This is a genomic window from Streptomyces sp. Rer75, from assembly GCF_013414305.1.
In the GTDB taxonomy this organism is placed as follows: Bacteria; Actinomycetota; Actinomycetes; order Streptomycetales; family Streptomycetaceae; genus Streptomyces; species Streptomyces himastatinicus.
On record NZ_CP058693.1, the window covers coordinates 3,837,721 to 3,863,139 of the forward strand.

The 25,419-nt window shown below is 71.2% G+C and carries 21 protein-coding genes; 8 read left to right on the forward strand and 13 right to left on the reverse strand.

Annotated features, from left to right (window positions below):
• Nucleotides 1-182: 182 nt before the first annotated feature.
• On the reverse strand, nt 183-2,390 hold the full coding sequence (locus tag HYQ63_RS15775; RefSeq protein WP_179934391.1) for an ATP-dependent RecD-like DNA helicase: 2,208 nt from the start codon (nt 2,388-2,390) through the stop codon (nt 183-185).
• A 220-nt stretch (nt 2,391-2,610) separates the two neighbouring features.
• Here HYQ63_RS15775 and HYQ63_RS15780 point away from each other — a divergent pair, with 220 nt between their 5' ends.
• The 7 genes from HYQ63_RS15780 (at nt 2,611) to HYQ63_RS15810 (ending at nt 12,634) form a co-directional block, all read left to right on the forward strand.
• Nucleotides 2,611-3,627 carry a LacI family DNA-binding transcriptional regulator gene (locus tag HYQ63_RS15780; RefSeq protein ID WP_179934392.1) on the forward strand — a complete coding sequence of 339 codons (1,017 nt, stop codon included), beginning with the start codon at nt 2,611-2,613 and terminating at the stop codon, nt 3,625-3,627.
• Nucleotides 3,628-3,716: 89 nt separating this feature from the next.
• Nucleotides 3,717-5,276, forward strand: coding sequence for a sugar ABC transporter ATP-binding protein (locus HYQ63_RS15785; RefSeq protein ID WP_179940156.1), 1,560 nt, complete (start codon nt 3,717-3,719; stop codon nt 5,274-5,276).
• A complete protein-coding gene (locus HYQ63_RS15790) occupies nt 5,266-7,215 on the forward strand; it encodes a substrate-binding domain-containing protein (RefSeq protein WP_179934393.1) in 1,950 nt (649 codons plus the stop codon). Before HYQ63_RS15785 ends, HYQ63_RS15790 begins: the two co-directional genes overlap by 11 nt.
• A 188-nt stretch (nt 7,216-7,403) precedes the next feature.
• A complete protein-coding gene (locus HYQ63_RS15795; protein ID WP_179934394.1) occupies nt 7,404-8,330 on the forward strand; it encodes a ribokinase in 927 nt (308 codons plus the stop codon).
• Nucleotides 8,327-8,725, forward strand: coding sequence for a D-ribose pyranase (gene rbsD / locus HYQ63_RS15800; protein WP_179934395.1), 399 nt, complete (start codon nt 8,327-8,329; stop codon nt 8,723-8,725). Before HYQ63_RS15795 ends, rbsD begins: the two co-directional genes overlap by 4 nt.
• Before the next feature lie 396 nt (nt 8,726-9,121).
• A complete protein-coding gene (locus HYQ63_RS15805) occupies nt 9,122-11,212 on the forward strand; it encodes a bifunctional polysaccharide deacetylase/glycosyltransferase family 2 protein (protein WP_179934396.1) in 2,091 nt (696 codons plus the stop codon).
• A 33-nt stretch (nt 11,213-11,245) separates the two neighbouring features.
• Nucleotides 11,246-12,634 carry an LCP family protein gene (locus tag HYQ63_RS15810; protein ID WP_179934397.1) on the forward strand — a complete coding sequence of 463 codons (1,389 nt, stop codon included), beginning with the start codon at nt 11,246-11,248 and terminating at the stop codon, nt 12,632-12,634.
• Nucleotides 12,635-12,794: 160 nt separating this feature from the next.
• Here the strand turns inward: HYQ63_RS15810 and HYQ63_RS15815 are convergent, their stop codons facing one another.
• Together HYQ63_RS15815 and HYQ63_RS15820 are read right to left on the reverse strand one after the other, a co-directional pair.
• Nucleotides 12,795-13,973 (reverse strand): serine hydrolase, encoded by a 1,179-nt coding sequence (locus HYQ63_RS15815; protein WP_179934398.1) that lies wholly within the window; start codon nt 13,971-13,973, stop codon nt 12,795-12,797.
• 137 nt (nt 13,974-14,110) lie between these two features.
• A complete protein-coding gene (locus HYQ63_RS15820) occupies nt 14,111-14,611 on the reverse strand; it encodes a GNAT family N-acetyltransferase (protein WP_179934399.1) in 501 nt (166 codons plus the stop codon).
• A 345-nt stretch (nt 14,612-14,956) separates the two neighbouring features.
• Between HYQ63_RS15820 and HYQ63_RS15825 the strand changes: the two genes are divergently transcribed.
• A complete protein-coding gene (locus HYQ63_RS15825) occupies nt 14,957-15,361 on the forward strand; it encodes a signal peptidase I (RefSeq protein ID WP_179940158.1) in 405 nt (134 codons plus the stop codon).
• On the opposite strand, the gene HYQ63_RS15830 is transcribed toward HYQ63_RS15825, so the two are convergent.
• From HYQ63_RS15830 to HYQ63_RS15875, 10 genes are all read right to left on the reverse strand, one after another.
• On the reverse strand, nt 15,349-15,756 hold the full coding sequence (locus HYQ63_RS15830) for a DUF6336 family protein (RefSeq protein WP_123102421.1): 408 nt from the start codon (nt 15,754-15,756) through the stop codon (nt 15,349-15,351). The genes HYQ63_RS15825 and HYQ63_RS15830 overlap by 13 nt on opposite strands.
• A 22-nt stretch (nt 15,757-15,778) precedes the next feature.
• Nucleotides 15,779-16,609, reverse strand: coding sequence for a sugar phosphate isomerase/epimerase (locus HYQ63_RS15835; protein ID WP_179934400.1), 831 nt, complete (start codon nt 16,607-16,609; stop codon nt 15,779-15,781).
• Nucleotides 16,606-17,763: a dihydrodipicolinate synthase family protein gene (locus HYQ63_RS15840; RefSeq protein ID WP_179934401.1), complete on the reverse strand. Its 1,158-nt coding sequence runs from the start codon at nt 17,761-17,763 to the stop codon at nt 16,606-16,608. The genes HYQ63_RS15835 and HYQ63_RS15840 overlap by 4 nt, the downstream gene beginning before the upstream one ends.
• Nucleotides 17,760-18,920: a Gfo/Idh/MocA family protein gene (locus HYQ63_RS15845; protein WP_179934402.1), complete on the reverse strand. Its 1,161-nt coding sequence runs from the start codon at nt 18,918-18,920 to the stop codon at nt 17,760-17,762. The genes HYQ63_RS15840 and HYQ63_RS15845 overlap by 4 nt, the downstream gene beginning before the upstream one ends.
• A gap of 157 nt (nt 18,921-19,077) precedes the next feature.
• Complete coding sequence (locus HYQ63_RS15850; protein ID WP_179934403.1) at nt 19,078-20,868, reverse strand: hypothetical protein; 1,791 nt, start codon at nt 20,866-20,868, stop codon at nt 19,078-19,080.
• Nucleotides 20,865-21,452: a hypothetical protein gene (locus tag HYQ63_RS15855; RefSeq protein ID WP_179934404.1), complete on the reverse strand. Its 588-nt coding sequence runs from the start codon at nt 21,450-21,452 to the stop codon at nt 20,865-20,867. The genes HYQ63_RS15850 and HYQ63_RS15855 overlap by 4 nt, the downstream gene beginning before the upstream one ends.
• Nucleotides 21,453-21,458: 6 nt before the next feature.
• Nucleotides 21,459-22,334, reverse strand: coding sequence for a carbohydrate ABC transporter permease (locus tag HYQ63_RS15860; protein ID WP_179934405.1), 876 nt, complete (start codon nt 22,332-22,334; stop codon nt 21,459-21,461).
• Nucleotides 22,331-23,293 carry a carbohydrate ABC transporter permease gene (locus HYQ63_RS15865; RefSeq protein ID WP_179934406.1) on the reverse strand — a complete coding sequence of 321 codons (963 nt, stop codon included), beginning with the start codon at nt 23,291-23,293 and terminating at the stop codon, nt 22,331-22,333. Before HYQ63_RS15865 ends, HYQ63_RS15860 begins: the two co-directional genes overlap by 4 nt.
• On the reverse strand, nt 23,290-24,582 hold the full coding sequence (locus tag HYQ63_RS15870) for an ABC transporter substrate-binding protein (RefSeq protein ID WP_179934407.1): 1,293 nt from the start codon (nt 24,580-24,582) through the stop codon (nt 23,290-23,292). Before HYQ63_RS15870 ends, HYQ63_RS15865 begins: the two co-directional genes overlap by 4 nt.
• A 73-nt stretch (nt 24,583-24,655) precedes the next feature.
• Nucleotides 24,656-25,414 carry a cupin gene (locus HYQ63_RS15875; protein ID WP_179934408.1) on the reverse strand — a complete coding sequence of 253 codons (759 nt, stop codon included), beginning with the start codon at nt 25,412-25,414 and terminating at the stop codon, nt 24,656-24,658.
• Between the last annotated feature and the right edge of the window lie 5 nt (nt 25,415-25,419).

The window sequence follows — 25,419 nt, forward strand, 5'->3', positions numbered from 1 at the left end:
TCCCTCACCGACGTCTGGTTCTCTTCCTCGAGGTGCCCTGACTCCCCCCACCTTCCCCTACTCGGGTGATGAGTGTGCACTCGGGGTCGACTGAAGGGCCTTTTGGCGGCACTCAGTGCCGCCTACACGGCCATCCTGCCCCGTTCGTCACCGTTCGGAAACCCTCTTGACACGCTCGACTCCTATGTCCCGCCGAGCCGGTGATCCAGCGCCGTACAGCGTCTGCCCGCCGAGACGGTACGCACCGCCTGCCCGAGCGCGCGGCGCGAGCCGACCAGCACCACAAGGCGCTTGGCCCGGGTCACCGCCGTGTACAGCAGGTTCCGCTGCAACATCATCCAGGCCCCGGTGGTCACCGGGATCACGACGGCCGGGTACTCACTGCCCTGGGAGCGGTGGATGGTCACCGCATAGGCGTGAGCCAATTCGTCCAGCTCGTCGAAGTCGTACGGCACCTCCTCGTCCTCGTCCGTCAGCACGGTCAGCCGCTGCTCGTCGCTGTCGAGGGAGGTGACGACTCCAACCGTGCCGTTGAAGACCCCGTTGGCCCCTTTCTCATAATTGTTGCGGATCTGCGTCACCTTGTCGCCGACACGGAAGACCCGGCCGCCGAAACGCCGCTCCGGGAGGTCCGGCCGGGCCGGGGTGATGGCCTGCTGCAACAGTCCGTTGAGCGTGCCCGCGCCCGCCGGGCCGCGATGCATCGGGGCGAGGACCTGCACGTCACGGCGGGGATCGAGGCCGAACTTGGCGGGCACGCGGCGGGCCGCGACGTCCACCGTGAGCCGCCCGGCCTCCTCCGTGTCGTCCTCCACGAAGAGGAAGAAGTCCGACAGCCCCTGGGTGATCGGCGGGGCCCCGGAATTGATCCGGTGGGCGTTGGTGACCACCCCGGACTGCTGCGCCTGGCGGAAGATCCGGGTCAGCCGGACGGCGGGCACCGGGCTGCCGTCGGCCAGCAGATCGCGCAGCACCTCCCCGGCGCCGACGCTCGGCAGCTGGTCCACATCCCCCACGAACAGCAGATGGGCGCCCGGCGGAACCGCCTTGACCAGCTTGTTGGCCAGCAGCAGATCGAGCATCGAGGCCTCGTCGACGACCACCAGGTCGGCGTCGAGCGGGCGGTCCTTGTCGTACGCCGCGTCCCCGCCGGGCTTCAGCTCCAGCAGCCGGTGCACCGTGGACGCCTCGGCCCCGGTCAGCTCGGCGAGCCGCTTGGCGGCCCGGCCGGTGGGGGCCGCGAGCACCACCTTGGCCTTCTTGGCGCGGGCCAGCTCCACCACGGACCGCACGGTGAACGACTTGCCGCAGCCGGGGCCGCCGGTGAGCACCGCGACCTTCTCGGTGAGCGCGAGCCGCACCGCCTGACTCTGCTCGGGAGCCAGGTCGGCGCCGGTGCGCTTCGCGAGCCAGCCCAGCGCCGCGCCCCAGTCCACGCCCTGGAAGGCGGGCAGCCGGTCCTCCTCGGTGCGCAGCAGCCGCCGCACCTGCCCGGCCAGCGAGATCTCGGCGCGGTGGAAGGGCACCAGATAGACCGCCGAGACCGGCTCGCCGCCCTCCGGGCCCGGCACCGGCTCGCGCACCACGCCCTCGTCCTCGGCCGCCAACTCGCCCAGGCAGTCGATGACCAGGCCCGTGTCGACCTGGAGCAACTTCACCGCATCGCCGATCAGTTGCTCCTCGGGGAGATAGCAGTGGCCCTGGTCGGCGGACTGGGACAGCGCGTACTGCAAACCGGCCTTGACCCGGTCGGGGCTGTCGTGCGGGATGCCGACCGATTGGGCGATCTTGTCGGCGGTGAGGAAGCCGATGCCCCAGACGTCGGCGGCCAGCCGATACGGCTCGTTCTTCACTATCGCGATCGACGCGTCACCGTACTTCTTGTAGATCCGCACCGCGATGGAGGTGGAGACGCCGACGCCCTGGAGAAAGACCATCACCTCCTTGATGGCCTTCTGCTCCTCCCAGGCCGCGGCGATCATCTTGGTCCGCTTGGGGCCGAGACCGGGGACCTCGATCAGCCGCTTCGGCTGCTCCTCGATGACATCGAGGGTGTCGATGCCGAAGTGCTCGGTGATCCGGTCGGCGATCCGCGGGCCGATGCCCTTGATGAGGCCCGAGCCGAGATAGCGCCGGATGCCCTGGACGGTGGCGGGCAGGACGGTCTGGTAATTCTCGACGGTGAACTGTTTGCCATATTGCGGATGGGAACCCCAGCGGCCCTCCATCCGCAGCGACTCCCCCGGCTGCGCGCCCAGCAGCGAGCCGACGACGGTCAGCAGATCGCCCGAGCCGCGGCCGGTGTCGACCCGGGCGACCGTGTACCCGTTCTCCTCATTGGCGTAGGTGATCCGTTCCAGAACCCCTTCGACCACCGCGAGTTTGAGCATGCACCGACCGTACCGCCGGGGGCGGACACCGGGCCGGGGCGACGAGCGGGCCTGTGGATAACCCGGCGCGGGCGGGAGGGCGGCGAGGCGGCACATCAGACAGAGCGGAACATCACGATCCGGTTGCGGCCCGTTCCGGCATCTTGCCCCGCCCTCGTGTAATCGATTCCAATCTCCCTCGGCGTCATCGATGTAATCGATTCCACGAGGAGGTGGGGCGATGCCGGCCATCAAGGACGTGGCGCAGCGCGCCGGGGTCTCCGTCGCGACGGTCTCCCGGGTGCTCAACGACCACCCGGCCGTCCGTACGGACACCCGGGACAAGGTGCTCGCCGCCGTCGCCGACCTCGGCTACCGGCCCAACGCCGTCGCCCGCTCGCTGCGCACCCATCAGACCCGCGCCCTCGGGCTGGTCATCAGCGACGTGCTGAACCCGTTCTTCACCGAACTGGCCCGCTCCGTCGAGGACGCGGCCCGGGACCGGGGCTACAGCGTGGTCATCGGCAACGCCGACGAGCGGCCCGACCTCCAGGACCACCACGTGCGCACCCTGGTGGACCGCCGCATCGACGGCCTGCTGGTCAGCCCCACCGACGGCGGCTCCCCGCTGATGCTGGACGCCGCCCGCACCGGGACGCCCATGGTCTTCGTCGACCGCTGGATCGAGGGCGAGGGACTGGACGAGGTGCCCGTCGTCCGCACCGACGGCGGCGGTGCGGTCCGCGATCTGGTGGCCCATCTGCACGCCCTCGGCCACCGCCGGCTCGCCATCATCGCGGGCCCGGCCGCCACCACCACCGGGCGCGAACGGGTGGACGCCTTCCGCTCCGCCCTGCGCGAGTTCGGCCTCGCCCTGCCCGCCGATTACATCGGCCAGGGCGACTTCCAGGCCGACAGCGGGCGACGGGTGACCGCCCGCTTCCTCGATCTGCCCCGGCCCCCGGAAGCGATCTTCGCCGCCGACAATCTGATGGCGCTCGGCGCGATGGACGAGATCCGCTCGCGCGGGCTGCGGGTGCCCGACGACGTGGCGCTCGCCGCGTTCGACGACATCCCGTGGTTCGTCCACACCGATCCGCCGATCACCGCCATCGCCCAGCCCACCGGCGACCTCGGCCACGCCGCCGTCGGCGCGCTGATCGACCGCATCGAGGGGCGGCCCGCCGCATCGGTGACCCTGTCCGCCCGCCTGGTCCCCCGCCGCTCCTGCGGCGAGCCCGAAGGGAGCACGCCATGACCACGACGCCCAGCCCCGAGCCGGAACCGGCGCCGCCTGCATCCGCGGACCAGCCCGCGCACGCGGGCGACGGGGCGGAGATCCTGCGGATGGAGGGGGTCCGGAAGACGTTTCCGGGTGTGGTCGCGCTGGACGGCGTCGACTTCGACCTCCGCCGGGGCGAGGTGCACGTCCTCCTCGGCGAGAACGGCGCGGGCAAGAGCACGCTGATCAAGATGCTGTCCGGGGCGCACCGCCCCGACGGGGGACGCGTCCTGGTCGACGGCAGCCCGGTCCGTATCCAGGGGGCGCAGGACGCCGAGCGGTTGGGCATCGCCACCATCTACCAGGAGTTCAACCTCGTCCCCGACCTCAGCGTCGCCGAGAACATCTTCCTGGGCCGCCAGCCGCGCCGCTTCGGCGTCGTCAACCGCACGAAGATGGACGAGCGGGCAGCCGAACTCCTCGCCCGCGTCGGCGTGGACGTCTCCCCCCGGACCCGCATCCGTGACCTCGGGATCGCCCGGCTCCAGATGGTCGAGATCGCCAAGGCGCTCAGCCTGAACGCCCGCGTTCTGATCATGGACGAGCCGACCGCCGTGCTCACCACGGAGGAGGTCGACAAGCTCTTCCGGATCGTCCGCACGCTGCGCGCGGACGGGGTGGGCGTCGTCTTCATCACCCACCACTTGGAGGAGATCGCCGCCCTGGGCGACCGCGTGACCGTCCTGCGCGACGGCCGCAGCGTCACCCAGGTCCCGGCCGCCACCGATCAGGACGAGCTGGTGCGGCTGATGGTCGGGCGGTCCATCGAGCAGCAGTACCCGAGGGAGCGCCCCGCGTCCGAAGACACCGGCGAGAGCGACGGCGCGCCGTTGCTGAAGGTCCGGGGGCTCGGCCGCGGCGGCAGCTTCCAGGACGTCGACTTCGACGTGCGTGCCGGGGAGGTGGTCGGCCTCGCCGGGCTCGTCGGGGCGGGCCGCACCGAGGTCGTACGGGCCCTCTTCGGCGCCGATCCGTACGACACCGGCACCGTCGAGGTCGCGGGCGTGCCGCTGCCCCGCCACGACGTGGTCGCCGCGATGGACGCCGGGATCGGCCTCGTACCGGAGGACCGCAAGGGCCAGGGGCTGGTCCTGGACGCGTCCGTACAGGAGAACCTGGGCCTGGTCACGCTGCGCGGCGCCACCCGCGCCGGGCTGGTCGACCGGGCCGGGCAGCGCCGGGCGGCGGAGCGCATCGCCGAACAGCTGGCGGTCCGGATGGCCGGGCTCGACCAGCAGGTGCGCACGCTCTCCGGCGGCAACCAGCAGAAGATCGTCATCGGCAAGTGGCTGCTCGCCGACAGCAAGGTGCTCATCCTCGACGAGCCGACCCGCGGCATCGACGTGGGCGCCAAGGTCGAGATCTACCAGCTCATCAACGAACTCACCGCGTCCGGCCACGCCGTCCTGATGATCTCCAGCGACCTCCCCGAGGTGCTGGGCATGAGCGACCGCGTCCTGGTCATGGCCCAGGGCCGGATCGCCGGGGAGCTGACCGCTCGGGAAGCGACCCAGGACGCCGTCATGGCCCTGGCGGTGAAGGACGTCAAGGGCGTCGAAGGAAGCACAGACGGCGCCGTCGAAGGAGTCGGCGTCAACGAAAAGGAGGGCTCCCGTGGCCACTGACACGCTCGCGTCCACGAAGGACCCCGGGGGCCCGGCCGTACTGCGCCGCGTGCTGCTCGACAATGGCGCGCTGAGCGCCCTGGTGCTGCTGGTGGCGGCCATGTCGCTGCTGTCCGGCGACTTCCTCACCACCGACAATCTCCTCAACGTCGGCGTGCAGGCCGCGGTCACCGCGATCCTCGCCTTCGGCGTCACCTTCGTCATCGTCTCCGCGGGCATCGATCTGTCGGTCGGCTCGGTCGCCGCGCTGTCCGCCACCGTGCTCGCCTGGTCGGCGACCTCACAGGGGCTGCCGGTGTGGCTCGCGGCGCTGCTCGCCGTCGCCACGGGCGTCGCGTGCGGCCTGGTCAGCGGGGCGCTGGTGTCCTTCGGGAAGCTGCCGCCGTTCATCGCCACGCTCGCGATGCTGTCGGTCGGGCGGGGCCTCGCCCTGGTCATCTCGCAGGGCAGCCCCATCTCCGTCCCCGACTCGGTGTCCGGCCTCGGCGACACGCTCGGCGGCTGGCTGCCGGTCCCGGTGCTCGTGATGGTCGCGATGGGCCTGATCACCTCCGGCGTGCTGGGCCGTACGTACGCGGGCCGCGCGATGTACGCGATCGGCGGCAACGAGGAGGCGGCCCGGCTCTCCGGCATCCGGGTGGGCCGTCAGAAGCTGGTCATCTACGCCCTGTCCGGCGGCTTCGCCGCGATCGCGGGCATCGTGCTCGCCTCCCGGCTCTCCTCCGCGCAGCCGCAGGCGGCGGTCGGCTACGAACTGGACGCGATCGCCGCGGTCGTCATCGGCGGCGCGAGCCTGTCCGGCGGAGTCGGCAAGGCGTCCGGCACGCTCATCGGCGCGCTGATCCTGGCCGTGCTGCGCAACGGGCTCAACCTGCTGGAGGTCTCCGCCTTCTGGCAGCAGGTCGTCATCGGTGTCGTCATCGCGCTCGCGGTGCTGCTCGACACGGTGCGCCGGCGCGCCGGGGCCCGGCCCGCGGCACCGGGCGCTTCGGCGGGCGGACCCTCCGGTGGCGGCCGTAAGACGGCCATGAACGCCGGGAAGTTCGCGGTGGCCGCCGTGGTCGTCGCGGCGTTCGCCTTCGGCTCGTCGATGTGGCACTCCGGTTCGGACGGCGGCTCGAAGCCCAAGGTGGGGCTGTCGGTCTCGACCCTCAACAACCCCTTCTTCGTCCAGCTCAAGGCGGGTGCGCAGGCCGAGGCCAAGCGCGCGGGGATCAGCCTCACCGTCACCGACGCCCAGAACGACGCCTCCCAGCAGGCCAATCAGATACAGAACTTCACCAGCCAGAACATGAAGTCGATCATCATCAACCCGGTCGACTCCGACGCGGCGAGCCCGTCCGTGAAGACCGCCAACAAGGCCGGTATCCCGGTGCTCGCCGCCGACCGCACGGTCAACAAGGCGGACGTCGAGTCCCTGGTGGCCTCCGACAACATCGCGGGCGGAAAGCTCGCCGCCAAGACGCTGGCCGAGCGGCTGGGCGGCAAGGGCAAGATCCTGGTACTCCAGGGCGTCGCCGGTACGTCGGCCTCGCGCGAGCGCGGCCAGGGCTTCGCGGAGGGGCTGAAGGCGTACCCGGGCATCAAGGTCGTCGGCAAGCAGCCCGCGGACTTCGACCGCACCAAGGCCCTGGACGTGACCACCAACCTGCTCCAGGCCCACTCCGGTGTCGACGGCGTCTTCGCCGAGAACGACGAGATGGCGCTCGGCGCGATCAAGGCGCTGGGCTCCAAGGCGGGCAAGTCCGTCAAGGTCGTCGGCTTCGACGGCGAACCGGACGGCCTCAAGGCGGTGAAGAACGGCACGCTCACCGCGACCGTCGCCCAGCAGCCCGAGGAGTTGGGGCGGCTGGTCGTACGGAACGCGATCAAGGCCGCGAAGGGTCAGAAGATCGCCGGGGCGGTCAAGGTCCCGGTGAAGGTCGTCGAGGCGAAGTGACCGTCCGCCGACACGGGACGGCTGACAGGTGTCGGCTGACACGTGATAGCTGACAGGTATTGGCTGACACGTGACGGCTGACACCTGACACCTGACAGCTGACATGTGACACCTGACAACTGACATGTGACGGCTGACACCTATCAGCTGACGGCTGACAAAATCGCCCGTCTGAAAGGACATACCGCATGCACGACTACGACCTGCTGGTCGTGGGGTCGGCCAACGCCGATCTGGTGGTCGGCGTCGACCGCCGTCCCGGGGCCGGGGAGACCGTCCTCGGCTCCGACCTGGCCGTCCACCCGGGCGGCAAGGGCGCCAACCAGGCCGTCGCCGCCGGTCGCCTGGGAGCCCGTACGGCCCTGCTGGCCCGGGTCGGCGACGACGACCACGGCCGACTGCTGCTGGACTCGCAGCGGGCCGCCGGGGTCGACACCGTCGGCGTCCTGGTCGGCGGCGCGCCCACCGGGGTCGCGCTGATCACGGTGGACCCCTCGGGCGACAACAGCATCGTGGTCTCCCCCGGCGCCAACTCCCGGCTCACCCCCTCGGACGTGCGCGACGCCGGCAGCCTGCTGGCCGCCGCCCGCGTCGTCTCGCTCCAGCTGGAGATCCCGCTGGAGACGGTCGCCGAGGTGGTGCGCGCGGCGAGCGCGGGCTTCGGCGACCGGCCCGGGCCGCGCGTGGTGCTCAACCCCTCGCCGCCCGCGCCCCTGCCCGCCGATGTGCTGGCCGCGTGCGATCCCCTCGTCGTCAACGAGCACGAGGCGCGGTATCTGCTGGGCGACCATCCGGACGGGGACGCCACCGACCCCGAGGCGTGGGCGGCGGCGCTGCTGGCGCGCGGCCCGCGCTCGGTGGTGGTCACCCTGGGCGGCGCGGGCGCGCTCGTCGCCGACCGCGACCGTATGGTGCGGATCCCCAGCCTGCCGGTCGAGGCCGTGGACACCACCGGCGCCGGTGACGCCTTCACCGGTGCGCTCGCCTGGCGCCTGGGCGTCGGCGACGAGCTGGAGACCGCGGTCCGGTACGCCGTGCGCGTCGGCGCGGCCGCGGTGACCCGGGCCGGGGCGCAGGTGTCGTTCCCGACCGCCGACGAGGTGGCCGCCCTGTGAAGCGTGCGGGGATCCTCAACCGCCACCTGAGCGCGGGACTGGCGCTGCTGGGCCACACCGACACGGTGATGGTGTGCGACGCGGGCCTGCCGATACCGTCCTCCGGTCCCCTCGTCGTCGACCTCGCCTTCAGGGCGGGGGTGCCGTCCTTCGAGCAGGTGCTGACCGGGCTGCTGGACGAGCTGGTGACCGAGGGGGCCGTCGCGGCGCAGGAGGTGAGCGAGTACAACCCGGCGGCGATGGCCCTGCTCGACTCCTACTTCCCGTACCCCGCGCTGGACCTCGTGTCGCACGAGGAGCTGAAGGCCCGTACGGCCACGGCGAAGCTGGTCGTGCGGACCGGCGAGGCGCGGCCGTACGCGAACGTGCTGCTGCGCTGCGGCGTGCCGTTCTGAATTCAACCGGTGCGGCAACCGGTGCGGCGTCGGCGAAATACATTCAACGGCAACGTGAATTAGCACAATCCGGCTCGCGGTTGACGAGGCTGGCGATTCGATCACCGAATACGGCGGCCTGTCAACCGCCCTCGGCGGCACCGCCGCCCTTTCGCCATAAGTGAGTTCTTTGTCACGCGGACCAACTGGCCGGTAAGAAATCGGGGGGTCGCGCCGAAATGACTGATCGCTACACTCCCTCCACATGTGTAAGGCCAGCCGGAACCGCAAGCGACAGAAAATCCGTCTCATAGCCACATCTCGCCGCGCCCTGGTGGTGGCCACCGCGCCCGGCCCCGCGCCGGGCCGAAGACGGGTCGTCCGGGTCCTCCGCCGGGTGGCCCCGGGCGTCGGCGGATGAGCCGCAAGCCCAGACGTCGGCATGCCGCGGCCCGTGATCCGCGCGGGCACTGGCTGTTCCTGATCATCGTCCTCCCCGTGATGTTCGCCATGCTGATGTTCCAGGGGTGGACCGACAACGAGATCGACGCCGCGAAGACGCGGCGCCCCTGCACCACCCCCGTGCCCCGGGCCGTGGACAAGGGCGGCCCGGTCCTGCGCATCAAGGACGGCAAGGTGTCGTCCTCCTCGATGCCCGCACGCACCGTGGCGCTCACGTTCGACGGCGGCCCCGACCCCGTATGGACGCCGCGCCTGCTCGACCTGCTGCGCAAGCACCACGCGCACGCCACCTTCTTCCTCTACGGCGCCAAGGCGGCCGAGCACCCGGACCTGGTGCGGAAGATCCGCGCCGCGGGCCATGAGATCGGGTCGAACACCTACACCGGCGCCGACCTGGGCACCTCGTCATCCGCCCGCACCGGTCTCGAGCTGTCGCTCACGCAGTCGGCGCTGGCGGGCTCCTCGGGCGTCCGCACCGGGCTGCTCCGGATGCCCCAGACGACCGCGATGGACACCCTGTGCGGCGCCGAGTGGAAGGCGGCGCAGCGCGTCGCCGCGGACGGATACACCCTGGTCACCGCCGATCAGTGGTACCGCAAGCCGTCGCAGGGCGCGGTCCGGCAGTTCAGCCAGAACGAGACGGCGTACCAGGAGGCGAAGAAGCTGCTCGGCGACCGGCGGGTCGACCGGTTCACCACCGTGACCGCCGGGGTCGGGGCGCCCTCGGGCGACACCCCGGCGTCCCTGTGGGAGCGCGCGGAGGGCAAGGCGCTGCTCTGGGCCGGTGCCATCGGGCGAGCGTTCACCAGCGCCATGGCCTGGGTGCTCGCGATCGCCGGTGCGCTGGGCCTGCTCCGGCTGGTCACGCTCGTCTTCTTCGCCCGCGCCCACGTCCGGCGGCTGACCCGCTTCCGCCCCGGCTCCCCCTGGCTGCGCGAGGTCAACGACCCGGTGACGGTGATCGTCCCCGCGTACAACGAGGAGGCGGGCATCGAGGCCACCGTCCGTTCACTGCTGGCCTCCACCCATCCGTATCTCCAGGTCGTCGTGGTCGACGACGGGTCCACGGACCGGACGGCGGACCTCGCCACCTGGATCGACGACCCCCGGGTGTCGGTGATCCGGCAGGTCAACTCCGGCAAGGCGGCCGCCCTCAACACCGGTCTCGCACACGCGGCGCACGACATCGTGGTCATGGTCGACGCCGACACCGTCTTCGAGGCCGATGCCATCCACCAGCTCATCCAGCCGCTCGCCCACCCGGCCATCGGCGCGGTGAGCGGGAACACCAAGGTCGGCAACCGGCGCAGCCTGCTGGGCCGGTGGCAGCACCTGGAGTACGTCTTCGGGTTCAACCTCGACCGCCGCATGTTCGAGGTGCTGGAGTGCATGCCGACCGTCCCCGGCGCCATCGGCGCCTTCCGGCGGGACGCGCTGATGGGCGTCGGCGGGGTCAGCGAAGACACCCTCGCCGAGGACACCGACCTCACCATGGCCCTGTGGCGGGCCGGCTGGCGGGTGGTGTACGAGGAGACCGCCGTCGCCTGGACCGAGGTGCCCACCTCGCTGCGCCAGTTGTGGCGGCAGCGCTACCGCTGGTGCTTCGGCACGCTCCAGTCCATGTGGAAGCACCGGAGGGCCGCCGTCGAACTGGGCCCGGCCGGGCGCTTCGGGCGCCGGGGGCTGTCGTACCTGGTCCTCTTCCAGGTGCTGCTGCCGTTGATCGCACCGGTCGTCGATCTGTTCGCCCTGTACGGTGCGCTCTTCCTCAGCCCCGTGCAGTCGGCCGGGATCTGGTTCGCGTTCCTCGCCGTCCAGCTCGTGTGCGCCGGATACGCGCTGCGGCTGGACGGGGAGCGGATGCGGTCGCTGTGGTCGATGCCGTTCCAGCTCTTCGTCTACCGGCAGCTGATGTACCTGGTGGTCATCCAGTCCGTGGTCGCCGCGCTGCTCGGCGCCCGGCTGACGTGGCACCGCATGCAGCGCTCGGGCACCGCCGCCCAGCAACTCCGGTCGAAAGATCATGAAGAACTGTCGTCTATTTGATGTAGGACTCGTGAACATGCAGACTGGCGCGCCATGAACGAGTGGGCGGACGGGCGGACCGACAGGAACCAGTACGGCGGCGGATACGGCGGCGGACCGGAGACGCCGCACGTCCTCACGGGCGAGGTGTGGGGCTACGGCGAGTACGTGCACCAGGCGCACCAGGCGCACCTGATGCCGCCGTCGAGCCCGTACGTGCCCCCGGCGGACCCGCCCGCCGCCACACCCCCGGCGGACCCGCTGACCTCCGCGGCACCGGCGAGCCCGCCGGCCTTCTCGTCCTCGGCGGCCACCGTGATCTCCATCTCCTCCCCGGCCGCCTTGGGGCGGCCGGGGATCCCGTCCCAGCGCGGGGGCGGGGCGGCGGGCTCCTCGGGCGGTGCGGGCTCCGGCGGAGGCCCGGCCCTCAGACGGAGACCGCCCAGGCAACCGGCCAGCCGGCGCCGCCGGATCGCGCGGGCGGTGGCCCTCCTGATCTCCGTACCGCTCGTGGCGTCCGCCGGCACCTACGTCTGGGCCGACAGCACGCTCGACCGCCAGGTCGACCTCGGCAAGGCCGCCGCGGACCACCCGCCGCGCGGCAAGGGCACCAACTACCTGATCGTGGGCTCCGACAGCCGCACGGGGCTGTCCGGCGCGGCCAAGAAGCAGCTGCACACCGGCTCCGCCGACGGCGGCCGCACCGACTCGATGATGGTGCTCCACACCGGTGCCCACGGCAGCACGTTGATGAGCCTTCCGCGTGACTCATGGGTGACGATTCCCTCGTTCATCCGCCCCGAGACCGGCAAGCACTACCGAGCGGCCCGGAACAAGCTGAACGCGGCGTACTCCCTCGGCGGCCCCGATTTGCTCATCCGCACCATCGAGCACAACACGGGTCTGCGCATCAACCACTATGCGGAAATAGGTTTCGCGGGATTCGTGGGCCTGGTGAACGCGGTTGGCGGCGTGGACATGTGCGTGGACAGGAATGTACGGGACGAGAAATCGGGCCTGAATCTGAAGAAGGGCTGTCACAACCTCGACGGCGCCAAGGCACTCGCATTCGTCCGGCAGCGCCACCAAGAGGCCGAGGGCGACCTCGGACGGTCCAAGAATCAACAGAAATTCCTCGCCGCGCTCGCCCGCAAGGCCGCCACACCGGGCGTCGCCCTCGACCCGTTCACGATGTATCCGACGATGCGCGCGGGGCTGGACACGCTCATCGTCGACAAGGGCATGGAGATGCCCGATCTCCTGTCGCTGTTCCAGGCGATGAAGGGCGTGACGGCCGGTGACGGGCAGCGGGTCAACGTCCCCGTCTCCAGCCGGGACTTCCGGACCTCGAAGGGCAGCGCCGTACGGTGGAACACCGCCCGGGCGAAGAAGCTCTTCGGCGAGCTGAGGCACGACCGGCCGGTGAGCCCCGACCTGCGCTAGGGGGACGTACGGACGTATTTCGAGGGGCCCGGTCCGTCGACCGAGCCCCTCGTTTCCCCCTCCACAGGGCTCCCTCTGAATCCCCCCGGATCCCCTCCCAGGAAGCCCGATGCCAGGTACGACCTGCCAGGGTCCGGAAGGGTTGCACGGTTTTCCGAAGTTATCGATCTGTGACCGCTCGGCCGCAGAACTCCGCCTCGATCACGTCGAAGTAGCGGGACGAGTCCGGGAGCCGGTCCCCGTTGGCGTTGAAGGTCAGCTGATGGGTGCCGTCCTCCGTGCCCACTACCGCCGACAGCGAGCCATTGGTACGGCCGGTCTTGCCCACCACCTTCACACCGCAGGACAGCGTGGCCGTCTCGACCCCGAGCCCGTACCCGATCCCTCCGTCCGAGGGCACCTCGTTCAGCATCTCGTCCAGCTGGGCGCGGGGCAGCAGTCGGCCGCGCATCAGGGCGCGGTCGAAGCGGTTGAGGTCATCGGCGGTGGAGATCAGTTCGCCCGCCGCGCCCAGCCAGCTCATGTTCTGCTCGGTGGCGTCGTGGACGGGGGCGCCGGGGGAGTCGTCGTGGAGCCAGGAGTACGCGACGGGGTGCGGATTCGGCATCTTCGGCCCGGTGCCGGGGAACGACGTCCCGCGGAGCTTCAGCGGCTTGATGATCCGCCGGGTGGCCTCCTGGGCGTAGGAGCGTCCCGTCGCCTTCTCGATGACCATCCCCGCGAGGACGTAATTGGTGTTCGAGTACGACGGCTTCCCGCCCGGTGCGGAGTGCGGCGGGTGCTTCATCGCGACGGCCACCAGGTCCTCGGGCGTGTAGGTGTCGTAGCGGTGCTCGGGGAAGCCGCTGCCGGAGGCGTTGACCTGGAAGTCCGGGTCCCCGGTGTAGCTGTAGAGGCCGCTGGTGTGGTTGAGCAGGCCGCGCAGGGTGATCTCGCTGCCGTCGTTCCCGTTGCCCCGCACCACCCCGGGCAGCCATGTCTCGACCGAGTCGTCCAGGCTCAGCCGTCCCTCCGCCTCCAGTTGGAGGAGGACGGTCGCGATGAACATCTTGGTGATGCTCGCCGCCCGGAAGTGGTCATCGGGCGACCGCTTCCGACCGGTGTCGGTGTCCGCGTACCCCGCAGACCCGAACCATGTCTCCCCGCCCTCCCGCACCATGGCCGCCACCCCGGGCATCCCGCCCTCCTCCACCCACCGCCGCAGCGCCTCCCGCGTCGCCTCGTGGCCATCCGCCGTGGCGGTGTGCGTGGCGGCGTGCGCGGGCGTGAGGGTGGCGGCGCCCACGGCCAGGCTCACCACCAGGGCGCATAAGCCGCTGCGTGCCGCTCTCTGTCTCATCCGTAGACCTCCCCGAGTCACCGGTGGGCCCATGTGGGCCCCCCGTGTTGGGAGTGACGCGAGCGGTGCCCCGGGGGTTGATCCAAGCGTGTCACTCAGCTTGCGGCCGAGGGCGGGCGGCCGGTACGGGATCGCGGTCAGCGCGCCTGGTAGCGGGCCGTGTGCTGGTCGGGTGGTGTGCCGTGGCGCTGGAAGCCGGATTTCTCCAGCACCCTGATGGAGGGCGGGTTCGACAGCTCCACGGTGGCGTGCACCGTGTGGACGCCCGGCGCGCCGAGCGCGAAGGCGGTGAGGGCGCGGGTGGCCTCGGGGGCGTAGCCGTGGCCTCGGCGGGAGGGCACGATGCCGTAGCCGATTTCGAGGGCGCCGTCGCTCGGCGGCCAGAACAGGCCGATCGAGCCGATTACCAGACCGGTGGCCCGCTCGATGATCTGACGGTGGCCGTACGGGCCCAGCCAGGCGGGGTGTTCGGCGAAGAGACCGGCGATGACCTGGTCGCCCTCGGCGGGGAAGTCACCGGCCCAGTGCGGCGGCCGGACGCCGTCCAGGACGGCGGTGACCTCGGCGGGGGTCCATGACCGCAGCACGAGGCGGTCGGTGGTCAGGTCGGGATACGTCGGTTGGGCAAAAGAGGACACGCGGTGCTCCTGATCGGTCGGACGAGGGCATGCTGATGAGGGCTGGTGGCAGCCATATTCATCAAGCTCCCTCGTCACCGATGAGCACGCGTCTCTCGCGCTGCGAAGACCCTAGCCACACTCCACCGTCCGCACAACGGAGTTCAGTCGCGGGATCAGTCGCAGCCCATGCATGTCGGGCGGCCGGGTCGCAGGCGGCGCTGGCCTCCGGGCCCCAGCCGGGGCGGTGCGGTGTCGGCGACCTTGAACGGGACCCTCAGCGGGCCGCTGTACGGGGTGGCCGGAGGAAGGTTGCGCGGGCAGCTGCTAGCTTCCGGAGACGTGAACGAGAGCATGAACGGCAACGTGAACGACAACGTCTACGTGGGCAACGCGGGCAAGGACGCGGCACTGGACCGGGGGTGGCTCCTCGGGCACTTCAAGGACGCCGACGACCCCCGCCACAGTGAAGACGTGGAGATCAAGTGGGGTGTCCACCCGCCCGGGGACGAGCGGGCGCGGTGGGTGAGGGGCGAGGCGCGGACGGCTCTGCTGGTGCTCATCAGCGGCCGCTTCCGCGTGGAGCTGCCCGGCCGCAGCGTTCTCCTGGAGCAGCAGGGGGATTACGTCGTGTGGGGGCGCGGAGTCGACCACTCCTGGTTCGCGGAGGAGGAGTCGGTGGTGCTGACGGTGCGGTGGCCGTCGGTGCCCGGATACGCGGTGCCGCCGGAGGACGAGGCGACGGCGGGCGACGGGCGTCAGGCGCCGTAGAGCCAGCTCCCGTACGCCGCCTCGTCGACCAGGCCGTACAGCCAGAACGCGGCGGGCGCCAGGACCAGGGCCATGACGCCGCAGCGGACCATGGCCGGGGCCATGATCGTGACGCCCTCCCACTGGCTGGTGATCGAGCGAAAGTCGCGCCACCGACGGATGTCGCCGCCGCAGCACGCCCAGAAGAACGCGCCGAACACGACGAACACCCCGCCGAAGACGAGCGCGAAGCCGCCGACGACCGCGATGAATTCCTCCCGGTCGCTGTGGTCGCCGACGCACCACATGGCGATCAGCAGGACGACGATCGACGCCAGTCCGTACAGCGCCCCGCGCAGCAGGACGTCACGCACCCGCAGCCGTGGCTGGATGATGTTGCGATCCCCCGAACTCATGGCCGCACCCTACCCGGCGCGACTACAGCACCAGCGCCCGGTAGCGGTCGGCCACCTCCGCCAGGACCTCGGCACCGTCGCGGGCCCAGAGGTCCGGGTTGAAGATCTCGACCTCGATGGGGCCGTCGAAGCCGGTCGCGTCGACCTGTTCGCGGAACCAGCGGAAGTCGACCGCGCCGTCGCCGAGTTGGCCGCGGCCCAGCAGCACGCCCTCCGGCAGCGGTGTGATCCAGTCGGCGAGCTGGAAGGAGGCGATGCGGTCTCCCGAGCCCGCGCGGGCGATCTGGGCGGCCACGGTGTCGTCCCACCACAGGTGGTAGGTGTCCACGACGACGCCGACCTGGTCGGCCGGGAAGCGTTCCGCCAGGTCGAGGGCCTGGGCGAGGGTGGAGACGACGCAGCGGTCGGAGGCGTACATCGGGTGCAGGGGTTCGATGGCCAGGCGGACGCCGCGCTCGGCGGCGTACGGGCCCAGCTCGCCCAGCGCGTCGGCGATGCGCTCGCGGGCGGCGAACAGGTCGCGGCTGCCGGACGGGAGGCCGCCGGAGACCAGGACCAGGGTGTCGGTGCCGAGGGTGGCGGCCTCGTCGATGGCGGTGCGGTTGTCGGCGAGGGCGGCGGCGCGTTCGTCGGGGTCGATCGCGGTGAAGAAGCCGCCGCGGCACAGCGACGTGACGGTCAGGCCCGCGTCGCGGATGAGCCGGGCGGCGGCCTCCACGCCGTACTTCTGGACCGGCTCGCGCCACAGGCCGACGCCCGTGACGCCCGCCTTGACGCAGCCCTCCGCCAGCTCCGGCAGCGACCACTGCTTGATCGTTTCCTGGTTGAGGCTCAACCGGGGCACGGCGTTCATTGGGCGACTCCATGGACGGACAGCAGGTGCTTCATACGGGACTCCGCCAGCGCCGGGTCCGGGAACAGGCCCAGTCCGTCGGCCAGTTCGTATGCCCGCGCCAGGTGCGGCAGCGAACGGGCCGACTGGAGGCCGCCCACCATCGTGAAGTGCGACTGGTGGCCCGCCAGCCAGGCCAGGAAGACCACGCCCGTCTTGTAGTAGCGGGTCGGGGCCTGGAAGAGGTGGCGGGAGAGTTCCACGGTGGGGTCGAGCAGGGCGCGGAAGCCCTCGGTGTCGCCGGTGTCCAGGCGGCGTACGGCCTCGGCGGCGAGCGGGCCCAGCGGGTCGAAGATGCCCAGCAGGGCGTGGCTGAAGCCGCGGTCGTCGCCCGCGATCAGCTCGGGGTAGTTGAAGTCGTCGCCGGTGTAGCAGCGCACGCCGTCCGGGAGGCGGCGGCGCAGGTCGATCTCGCGCTGGGCGTCGAGGAGGGAGACCTTGATGCCGTCGACCTTGTCGGGGTGGGCGGCGATCACGTCGAGGAAGGTGCGGGTGGCGGCGTCCAGGTCGCTGCTGCCCCAGTAGCCCTCCAGGGCCGGGTCGAACATGGGGCCCAGCCAGTGCAGGATGACCGGTTCGGCGGCTTGGCGCAGCAGGTGGCCGTAGACGTCGAGGTAGTCGTCCGGGCTCTTGGCGGCGGCGCACAGGGCGCGGGAGGCCATGAGGATCGCCTGGGCGCCGGACTCCTCGCAGACGGCGAGCTGTTCCTCGTACGCGGTCCGCACCTCGGCCGTCGTGCGGTCGCCGGGGGCCAGTTGGTCGGTGCCGACGCCGCAGGCGATGCGGCCGCCGACCGCCGTGGCCTCGGCCGCCGAGCGGCGGATCAGCTCGGCGGCGCCCGCCCAGTCGAGGCCCATGCCGCGCTGGGCGGTGTCCATGGCCTCGGCGACGCCGAGCCCGTGGGACCACAGGTGGCGGCGGAAGGCGAGGGTGGCGTCCCAGTCGACGGCGGCGGGGCTGTCGGGGCTGACGTCGGCGTACGGGTCGGCGACCACATGGGCGGCCGAGAACACGACGCGGGACGTCAAAGGGGCCCCCGTCGTCAGGGAGAGCGGCTCGGTGCGGGGCTCGTAGGGGCGGGTCGCGCCGCCCGGCCCGGGGAGGTGGAGGGTCACAGGCTCAGCTCCGGGACGTCGAGCCGGCGGCCCTCCGCCGAGGAGGCGAGGCCCAGCTCGGCGAGCTGGACGCCGCGGGCGCCGGCCAGCAGGTCCCAGCGCCAGGGCTCGTCGAGGGCGACGTGGCGCAGGAACAGCTCCCACTGGGCCTTGAAGCCGTTGTCGAACTCGTCGTTGTCCGGGATCTCCTGCCACTGGTCGCGGAAGGACTCGGTGGCCGGGAGGTCGGGGTTCCAGACCGGCTTGGGGGTGGCCGAGCGGTGCTGGACGCGGCAGTTGCGCAGGCCCGCGACGGCGGAGCCCTCGGTGCCGTCGACCTGGAACTCGACCAGCTCGTCGCGGTTGACGCGGACCGCCCAGGAGGAGTTGATCTGGGCGATGGCGCCGCCTTCGAGCTGGAAGATGCCGTAGGCCGCGTCGTCGGCGGTGGCGTCGTACGGCTTGCCCTGCTCGTCCCAGCGGTTCGGGATGTGGGTGGTGGCCTGGGCCTGGACGGTGCGGACGGGGCCGAACAGCTCGTGCAGGACGTACTCCCAGTGCGGGAACATGTCGACGACGATGCCGCCGCCGTCCTCGGCGCGGTAGTTCCACGAGGGGCGCTGGGCGCTCTGCCAGTCGCCCTCGAAGACCCAGTAGCCGAACTCGCCGCGGATGGAGAGGATCTTCCCGAAGAAGCCGCTGTCGATGAGCCGCTTCAGCTTCAGCAGCCCCGGCAGGAAGATCTTGTCCTGGACGACGCCGTGCTTGATGCCCGCGGCCTGGGCGAGCCGGGCCAGTTCGAGGGCGCCGTCGAGGCCGGTGGCGGTCGGCTTCTCCGTGTAGATGTGCTTGCCCGCCGCGATGGCCTTCTTGATGGCGTCCTCGCGGGCGGCGGTGACCTGGGCGTCGAAGTAGATGTCGACGGCCTCGTCGGCGAGCACGGCGTCCAGGTCGGTGGAGACGTCGGCGACCGGGTCGAGGCCGTGGCGCTCGGCCATGTCCTTCAGGACGTGCTCGCGGCGGCCGACGAGCAGCGGTTCGGGCCACAGCACGCTGCCGTCGCCGAGGTCGATGCCGCCTTGTTCGCGGATGGCGAGGAGCGACCGGACGAGGTGTTGGCGGTATCCCATCCGGCCGGTCACACCGTTCATGGCGATCCGCACGGTCTTGCGTGTCACGTGGCTTCGTCTCCTCACCAGAGTCACCAGAGGTCTCGTAGTCACCAAAGGTTCGTAGTAAGCGCTTCACAGTAAGCGCTTACTAATAGCTACGCTAACGGCCCCGGCCACCCCTGTACAGAGCGGGCACAGGGGCGGCACAGGGACGGTCAGCGCTTCATCGCAGGGTCAAGCGATAGGCGAGGGGCGAACGCCCGGTGATCAGCACGCGCAGCCCGGACACCGGGAGATCGCCGCCCATCCAGGTGTACCGCTCCCCCGGGTCCACCACGGCGGGCTGGCGCGGGCCGCTGCCGTTGCCCGGGCCGAAGGTGATCACATCATCGCCCGACGTGTAGGTCCCGTACCCCTTGACCAGCTGGTACGTGTCCTTCTGGCCGGGCACGGGCTCGACCCCGGTGAGGGTGCCGCCGCTGCGGAAACACAGTTCGAGGGCGAGCGGGACCGCGGACTCGCCGACCTCGACGTCCAGGTTCCAGCCGCCGTCCGCCTCGGCCGCCCGCACCTCGGTGTGCAGGGTGCGCCACTCCTTGGGGCGGTGCGGGAAGTCCATCGCGGACCAGAAGCGGCCGTCGTCGGTGAGCGGGTAGCGCCCGTCGGGGCGCCGGTGCTGCGGTGGCAGCGGCAGGTGGTATCCGGCGCGGATGTCCGCCCACAGCCGCCAGCCGTCCGCCGTGCGCTCGACGTTCTCGGCGCGGAAGTGGCCCAGCGAGAAGAACTGCGGGGACAGCCGCAGCGAGTCCAGGATCGCGGCGCCCTTGCGCCACTTGAAGAAGGTCGGGTTGGTGGACAGGCCCGAGGAGATGGCGTGGACGTCGGGGAAGTCCGTGCCGCCGAAAAGGGACGTACGGGTGGCGCCCCGGCCGATCCGCACCAGCCCGCTGTCCTTGTCGTGCCAGGTGAACTCGGAGGGCGCGGCCGTGGCCTTGGGCAGCGGCGCGGCCAGCTCCGGTTCGTCCAGCACCTCGGCGAGGAAGTCCCCGAGCGGGGTCTCGTCGAAGGTCTGGTCCGCCCCGCGCCGCTGGACGGTTTCCGCCATGGCCGCGAAGCGCCCGTCCTTGTCGCGCAGCGCCAGCGCCCGGTACTGGAGCCAGTACTCGGACAGATGCTTGACGGTCTTCTGGTCCTGGCGGCGCGAATGCACCGTCTCCACATCGCCGTTGGGCTCCACGAGGTGGAGCGTGGCCTCCAGGTTGCGGCGCACGTTGTCGTACAGCTTCGGCCGGTCGGTGAGCCGGGCGAGGGTCAGCAGCGCGGGGTTGGTGACGATGGGCGCGTAGGTGGCGCTGCGCTCGCTGTACTGCCCGCGGTCGTACTGGTCGATGCCCTCGGCCAGCCAGGCGTCGATGCGGCGGGTGTAGCGGGCGTCGGGCCAGAAGGAGTTGATGCGGGCGAGCGCGGCGCACACCTTCCAGCGGTGGTTGGGGGTGTGCAGCCCGCCGGTGGCGAGCCCCGCCCCGGCCTTGCGGAGGATCTTCTTCAGGGCGGCGCGGATCTTCGCGGTGGACGGGTGGTCGTCGTCGTCCAGCAGGCCGTAGAGGAGGCCCAGGTCGACGATCGAGAAGGCGGTGTCCGGCGGGGAGTGCACCGCGCCCTGGTCGAAGAGGCCGTCGTCGAACTGGGCGGCGGCCAGCGCGTCGGCGAGCCGTGTCATCGGCGCGATGAGCTCCGCGTCGTGGTGGTGCTCGGCGTCGGCCCACACGTGCACGGAGGTGAGCAGCCGCAGGCTGCGGGCGGCGGGGCGGGCCTGGCCGAGGTTGTTCAGCTGGGCGAGGGTGGCGTCGAGCCCGTCCACCACCTCGGCCACCCGCTTGTCGGCGGCCTTGGTGAGCAGGTCCAGGAACGGCTTGTCGGTGCGGCCGGCGGCGGACGCCCCCGGGGCACCCACGGCCAGCAGTCCGCCGACGGCGGCGGTTCCGGCGAGGAAATGACGGCGAAGCAGGCTCATACGTGGTGCTCCGTGGCTCTGGCGGCGATCGCGAGGGGGCCGGGGACGAGGAAGACGAGGAGCGGGTAGGCCCAGGCGCAGACGGCGGCGGTGGCCACGGCCAGCAGCAGGACGAGGCTCGCGCGGGGCGTGCGCACGCTGGCGTACGCGGCCGAGCGCAGTGCGTTGCGCCAGCTCGTCGCCGATTCGGGGCGGGCGCAGGCGCGCAGCAGGACGACCGTGAGGAGGCCGCCCACGACGAGCAGCGCGGGCCGGAAGGCGGCCGCGCCGGGCAGGCCCGCCCCGGCCGCGAGCGCGTTGAACAGCAGCAGCGCGCCGCCGGCCAGCATCCCGGCCCCGGCGAGCAGATCGCCGGGGCGCAGCCGGGCCCGGAGGGCGCGGAGGTAGCCGCCCGCGGTGGCGGGGGCGTCCTCCCGTACCCGCCGGTCGAGGACGGCGCAGGCGGTGGACATGGCGGTGGGGGCGGTGATCAGCGGCAGCGAGACGGCGGCGGTGGCCAGCCCCACCGCCAGGACGTCGGCGAAGAGGGCGAAGCGCGGGCCGGTCAGCTCGCCCGGTTCACGGGTGGTCGCGGAGGACGGCATGGCGTCTCACCCCTTCAGCCCGGAGTTGGCCATGCCCTCGACCAGGAACCGCTGGAAGGCGAGGAAGAAGAGCACGATGGGCAGCAGCGCGAAGACCGACATCGCGAACATCGGGCCGAACGCCGACTGGCTGGAGGCGTCCACGAAGGAGCGCAGGGCCAGGGTCAGGGTGAACTTCTCCGGCTCGAAGAGGTAGATGAGCTGGGTGAAGAAGTCGTTCCAGGTCCAGATGAAGGTGAAGATCGCGGTGGTGATCAGCGCGGGCCTGGTCAGCGGCAGGATGACGCTGAAGAAGGAGCGGAAGGGTCCGCAGCCGTCGATCCGGGCCGCCTCCTCCAGCTCGCGCGGCAGCGAGCGCATGAACTGGACGATGAGGAAGACGAAGAAGGCGTCGGTGGCCAGGAACTTCGGCAGGATCATCGGCCAGTAGGTGTTCACCATGCCGAGCTGGTTGAAGATGATGTACTGCGGGATGAGGATCGCGTGGTGCGGCAGCATGATCGTCGCGATCATGAAGGCGAACAGCGGTCCGCGCATCCGGAACCGCAGCCGGGCGAAGGCGTACGCGGCGAGCGAGCAGCTGATGACGTTGCCGAGGACGGCGCCGCACGCGATGAGCAGCGAGTTCCACAGCAGCTGTCCGACGCTGACCTCGTTCACGCCCTCCAGGGCGGTGGTGTAGTTGCTGAATTCCAGGTGGCTGGGGAGCAGTTTGAGGCTGGCGATGACCTCGTCGGCCGGTTTGAACGAGGTGGCCACCAGCCAGGCCAGCGGATACAGCATCACCAGCAGGACGGCGATCAGGCCGACGTGCAGCACGATCCGGGCCGTCGCGGGGCGCTTGCGCGCCGTGGTCGCGGTGGTGATCGGGGCGGTGGTCATCGGGCCCCCTCGTTGTTGTCGTTGGCGTAGAAGACCCAGGCCCGGGAGGTCCGGAAGAGCACCGCGGTGACGATGCCGATGGCCAGCAGCAGCGCCCACGCCATGGCGGAGGCGTAGCCCATGTGGGAGGCGGTGAAGCCACGGTCGTAGAGGTAGAGGGTGTAGACGAGGGTGGAGTCGGCGGGCCCGCCCTTGCCCGCGCTGACCGCGAAGGCGGGGGTGAAGACCTGGAACGCCTGGATCATCTGGAGCACCAGGTTGAAGAAGAGCACCGGGGACAGCATCGGGATGGTGATCGAGCGGAACTGCCGCCACCAGGACGCCCCGTCGACCGCCGCCGCCTCGTACAGCTCGGCGGGGATCTGCTGGAGCCCGGCGAGGAAGATCACCATGGGGGCGCCGAACTGCCAGATGGTCAGCAGCGCGACCGACAGGATCGCCCAGCCCGGCTTGTTGATCCAGCCGCCGATGTCGATGCCGACGCCGGAGAGGAGGTTGTCGACGGTGCCGCCGTCGTTGAAGATCGCCCGCCAGACGAGGGCGATGGACATCGACGCGCCGAGCAGCGAGGGGGCGTAGAACGCGGAGCGGTAGAAGCCCTTGCCGCGCTTGACGGACTTCAGCGCGATCGCCACGGCGAGGGCCAGCACCAGCTGCACCGGCACCGCGATCACGACGTACGTCAGCGTCGTGATGACCGACCGCCAGTAGCGGGGGTCCTCCGTGAACATCTGCGTGTAGTTGCGGAGGCCCACCCACTGCGGGGCGTCGAACATGTCGTAGTCGGTGAACGACAGATACAGCGAGACGGCCATCGGCAGCAGCGTCAGCACGGTCGCGCCGATCACCCATGGCGACAGGAACACCCAGGCGGCGCCCTGCCTCTCGCGCTTCGGTGCCCGCTTGGCGCGCGCGGCGGGGGGCGCGGCGTCCTGGGGGCGGGTCGCGGTCGCGGTCATTGCCTCAGCTCCGCCTTCGCCTCGGTGATGTAGTTCTCCGCCGCTTCGCGCGGCGACAAGCGCTCGTACGACACCTGGTCGTAGTCGCGCGTGAAGGTGGACTGGAGCGAGGCGTCGCCCTTGGGCGGCGCGGCGGGCGGATCCTTGAGCTTGCCCTCGAACTGCTTCTGGTACGCGGAGACGACCTGGTCGAAGCCCTCCAGCTTGGGCAGCACCTTGTCCCGGATCGTGTCGTTGGCCGGGATGCCGCGGGTGGCGCCGAGGATGGCCCCGGCCGCCGGGTCGTTGAGCAGGAAGTCGATGAACTGGGCGGCCTGCTTGGGGTGCTGGGACTTGGCGGACGCCCCGAAGAACATCGACGGCTTGTAGTACAGGGCGGGCTTGCCGTCGTCACCGGCGGGCAGCGGGGCCAGCTTCAGCCCCTTGCCGACGATGGCCTCGTAGCCGCTGGACGGTGCGTCCCAGTTGAAGTCGGAGACGGACTTCAGCCGCCCGAGCGGGGTGTTCTCCACCGCGCCGTCCATCTGGGTGGTCTGCTCGGCGGGGGCCACCAGGCCCTCCTTGCGGAGCTTGGTGCACCACTCCCAGTAGCGGGTCAGATCGTCGGCCGTGAAGCCCAGCCCGCCGTTCTCGGTGTAGAGGGCCTTGCCCCGGCCGCGCAGCCAGATCTCGAAGATGTCCTCGCTCTGGCCCGGGTCGGTGGAGCCGACCCGGCCGCCGATGGCCTTCTTCGACGCCTTCAGCTTGCGCATCGCGTCGGTCCAGTCGGCCCACGTCCAGTCGACGGTCGGCTCGGGGGCGCCCGCCTTGCGCCACAGCGCCGCGTCGTACGCGATGGTCTCGGCGCCGCGCGCGACCGGCAGCGCGTACTGCTTGCCGTCCACGACCCCGGTGGCCAGCAGCCCCTTGTCGATGTCCGCGGTGCGCAGCTCACGGTGGGTGCCGAGGTCGAGCAGGATGCCGGAGGTGGCGTACTGGTTGATCTGCCGGTAGTCCAGCTGCATCACATCGGGTGCGTCGCCGCCCGCGGCCTGGGTGGCGAGCTTCGCCTTGTACGTGTCGAAGCCCGCGAAGGACGTGCTGATGTCGATGTTCGGGTGGCGCTTCTCGAACAGCTTGACGGCCTGCTCCGTACGGGCCGCCCGGTCGGGGTTGCCCCACCAGGTGAACCGCAGGGTGACCTTGCCGCCCGAGCCGCCGCCCTCACCGCCGCCGCAGCCCGTGAGGGTCCCGCCGAGTGTGAGGACGAGAGCCAGGGCGCAGGACGCCTTTGTCCTTTTCTTGCGCATGGCCGGACCGACCTCCCTCCTGTGATGTGCCGATGTGCCTGTTCATGCCTGCTCGTGTGGGGGATGCCGGTGCTTATTCGCCGTAGTACGGGAGCGTCGCGCCGGGCAGTTCGTACTCGTCCCGGCGGCCGCACATGCCGTAGCCGCCGCGGCGGCTGGGCCCGGTCGCGGTGACCCGCGCCTGCGCGAGATGGGCCGGGTCGCCCGCGGCGAGCGCGGTCAGCTGCTCACCGGTGCGGTGGGCCGCGGCGAGCGCGCCGTCCCGCCAGCGCGGCTCCCAGTCCTTGACCTTGGGGGCGACGATCCGCACCGCCGCCTCGTGGAAGGCGCGCAGCGGTCCGTCGTCGCCCTTCTCGGCGGCGGCCCGCAGGGTCAGATAGCCCTCGACCGCCAGATCGCGACGGCGCCGGGCGGCCGCGTCCGCCTCCGGGCCCTCCTTGGCGGGCAGTGCGGCGGCCGCCGCGTAACGCTCGGGGTCGGCCAGCACCTCGGGCGGGAACGTGAACACCGCGTCCCCGGCCTCGGGCAGCCCGCTGTTCTGCATCAGCACCGTCACCTTGAGGCCGCCGCCCTGCACCATGCGGTGCACCGTGCCGGGGGTGAACCAGACCACCACGCCCGGCTCCAGCGGCGTCTCGGTGAAGCCGTCGGCCACGGTCAGGGTCTGGACGGCGCCGCGCCCGGCGGTGACCACGTACGCCTCGGTGCAGGCGAGGTGGAGGTGGGGGCTGCCGCCGCACACGCCGTCGGCCGCCTCCCATTCGTACGCGCTGATGTGGGACATCCCCACGCCGCCCGGCAGAGGGGCGGACATCGCAGAAGACGCAGCCATGTGGC

What these genes read in the sequence shown, in the direction of transcription:
- HYQ63_RS15850 (WP_179934403.1), bottom strand. Translation starts at nt 20,868, where the DNA reads ATGAGCCTGCTTCGCCGTCATTTCCTCGCCGGAACCGCCGCCGTCGGC.
- HYQ63_RS15780 (WP_179934392.1), top strand. Translation starts at nt 2,611, where the DNA reads ATGCCGGCCATCAAGGACGTGGCGCAGCGCGCCGGGGTCTCCGTCGCG.
- HYQ63_RS15870 (WP_179934407.1), bottom strand. Translation starts at nt 24,582, where the DNA reads ATGCGCAAGAAAAGGACAAAGGCGTCCTGCGCCCTGGCTCTCGTCCTC.
- HYQ63_RS15860 (WP_179934405.1), bottom strand. Translation starts at nt 22,334, where the DNA reads ATGACCACCGCCCCGATCACCACCGCGACCACGGCGCGCAAGCGCCCC.
- HYQ63_RS15835 (WP_179934400.1), bottom strand. Translation starts at nt 16,609, where the DNA reads ATGAACGCCGTGCCCCGGTTGAGCCTCAACCAGGAAACGATCAAGCAG.
- HYQ63_RS15865 (WP_179934406.1), bottom strand. Translation starts at nt 23,293, where the DNA reads ATGACCGCGACCGCGACCCGCCCCCAGGACGCCGCGCCCCCCGCCGCG.
- HYQ63_RS15830 (WP_123102421.1), bottom strand. Translation starts at nt 15,756, where the DNA reads ATGAGTTCGGGGGATCGCAACATCATCCAGCCACGGCTGCGGGTGCGT.
- HYQ63_RS15875 (WP_179934408.1), bottom strand. Translation starts at nt 25,414, where the DNA reads ATGGCTGCGTCTTCTGCGATGTCCGCCCCTCTGCCGGGCGGCGTGGGG.
- HYQ63_RS15775 (WP_179934391.1), bottom strand. Translation starts at nt 2,390, where the DNA reads ATGCTCAAACTCGCGGTGGTCGAAGGGGTTCTGGAACGGATCACCTAC.
- HYQ63_RS15805 (WP_179934396.1), top strand. Translation starts at nt 9,122, where the DNA reads ATGAGCCGCAAGCCCAGACGTCGGCATGCCGCGGCCCGTGATCCGCGC.
- HYQ63_RS15855 (WP_179934404.1), bottom strand. Translation starts at nt 21,452, where the DNA reads ATGCCGTCCTCCGCGACCACCCGTGAACCGGGCGAGCTGACCGGCCCG.
- HYQ63_RS15795 (WP_179934394.1), top strand. Translation starts at nt 7,404, where the DNA reads ATGCACGACTACGACCTGCTGGTCGTGGGGTCGGCCAACGCCGATCTG.
- HYQ63_RS15815 (WP_179934398.1), bottom strand. Translation starts at nt 13,973, where the DNA reads ATGAGACAGAGAGCGGCACGCAGCGGCTTATGCGCCCTGGTGGTGAGC.
- HYQ63_RS15810 (WP_179934397.1), top strand. Translation starts at nt 11,246, where the DNA reads ATGAACGAGTGGGCGGACGGGCGGACCGACAGGAACCAGTACGGCGGC.
- HYQ63_RS15785 (WP_179940156.1), top strand. Translation starts at nt 3,717, where the DNA reads ATGGAGGGGGTCCGGAAGACGTTTCCGGGTGTGGTCGCGCTGGACGGC.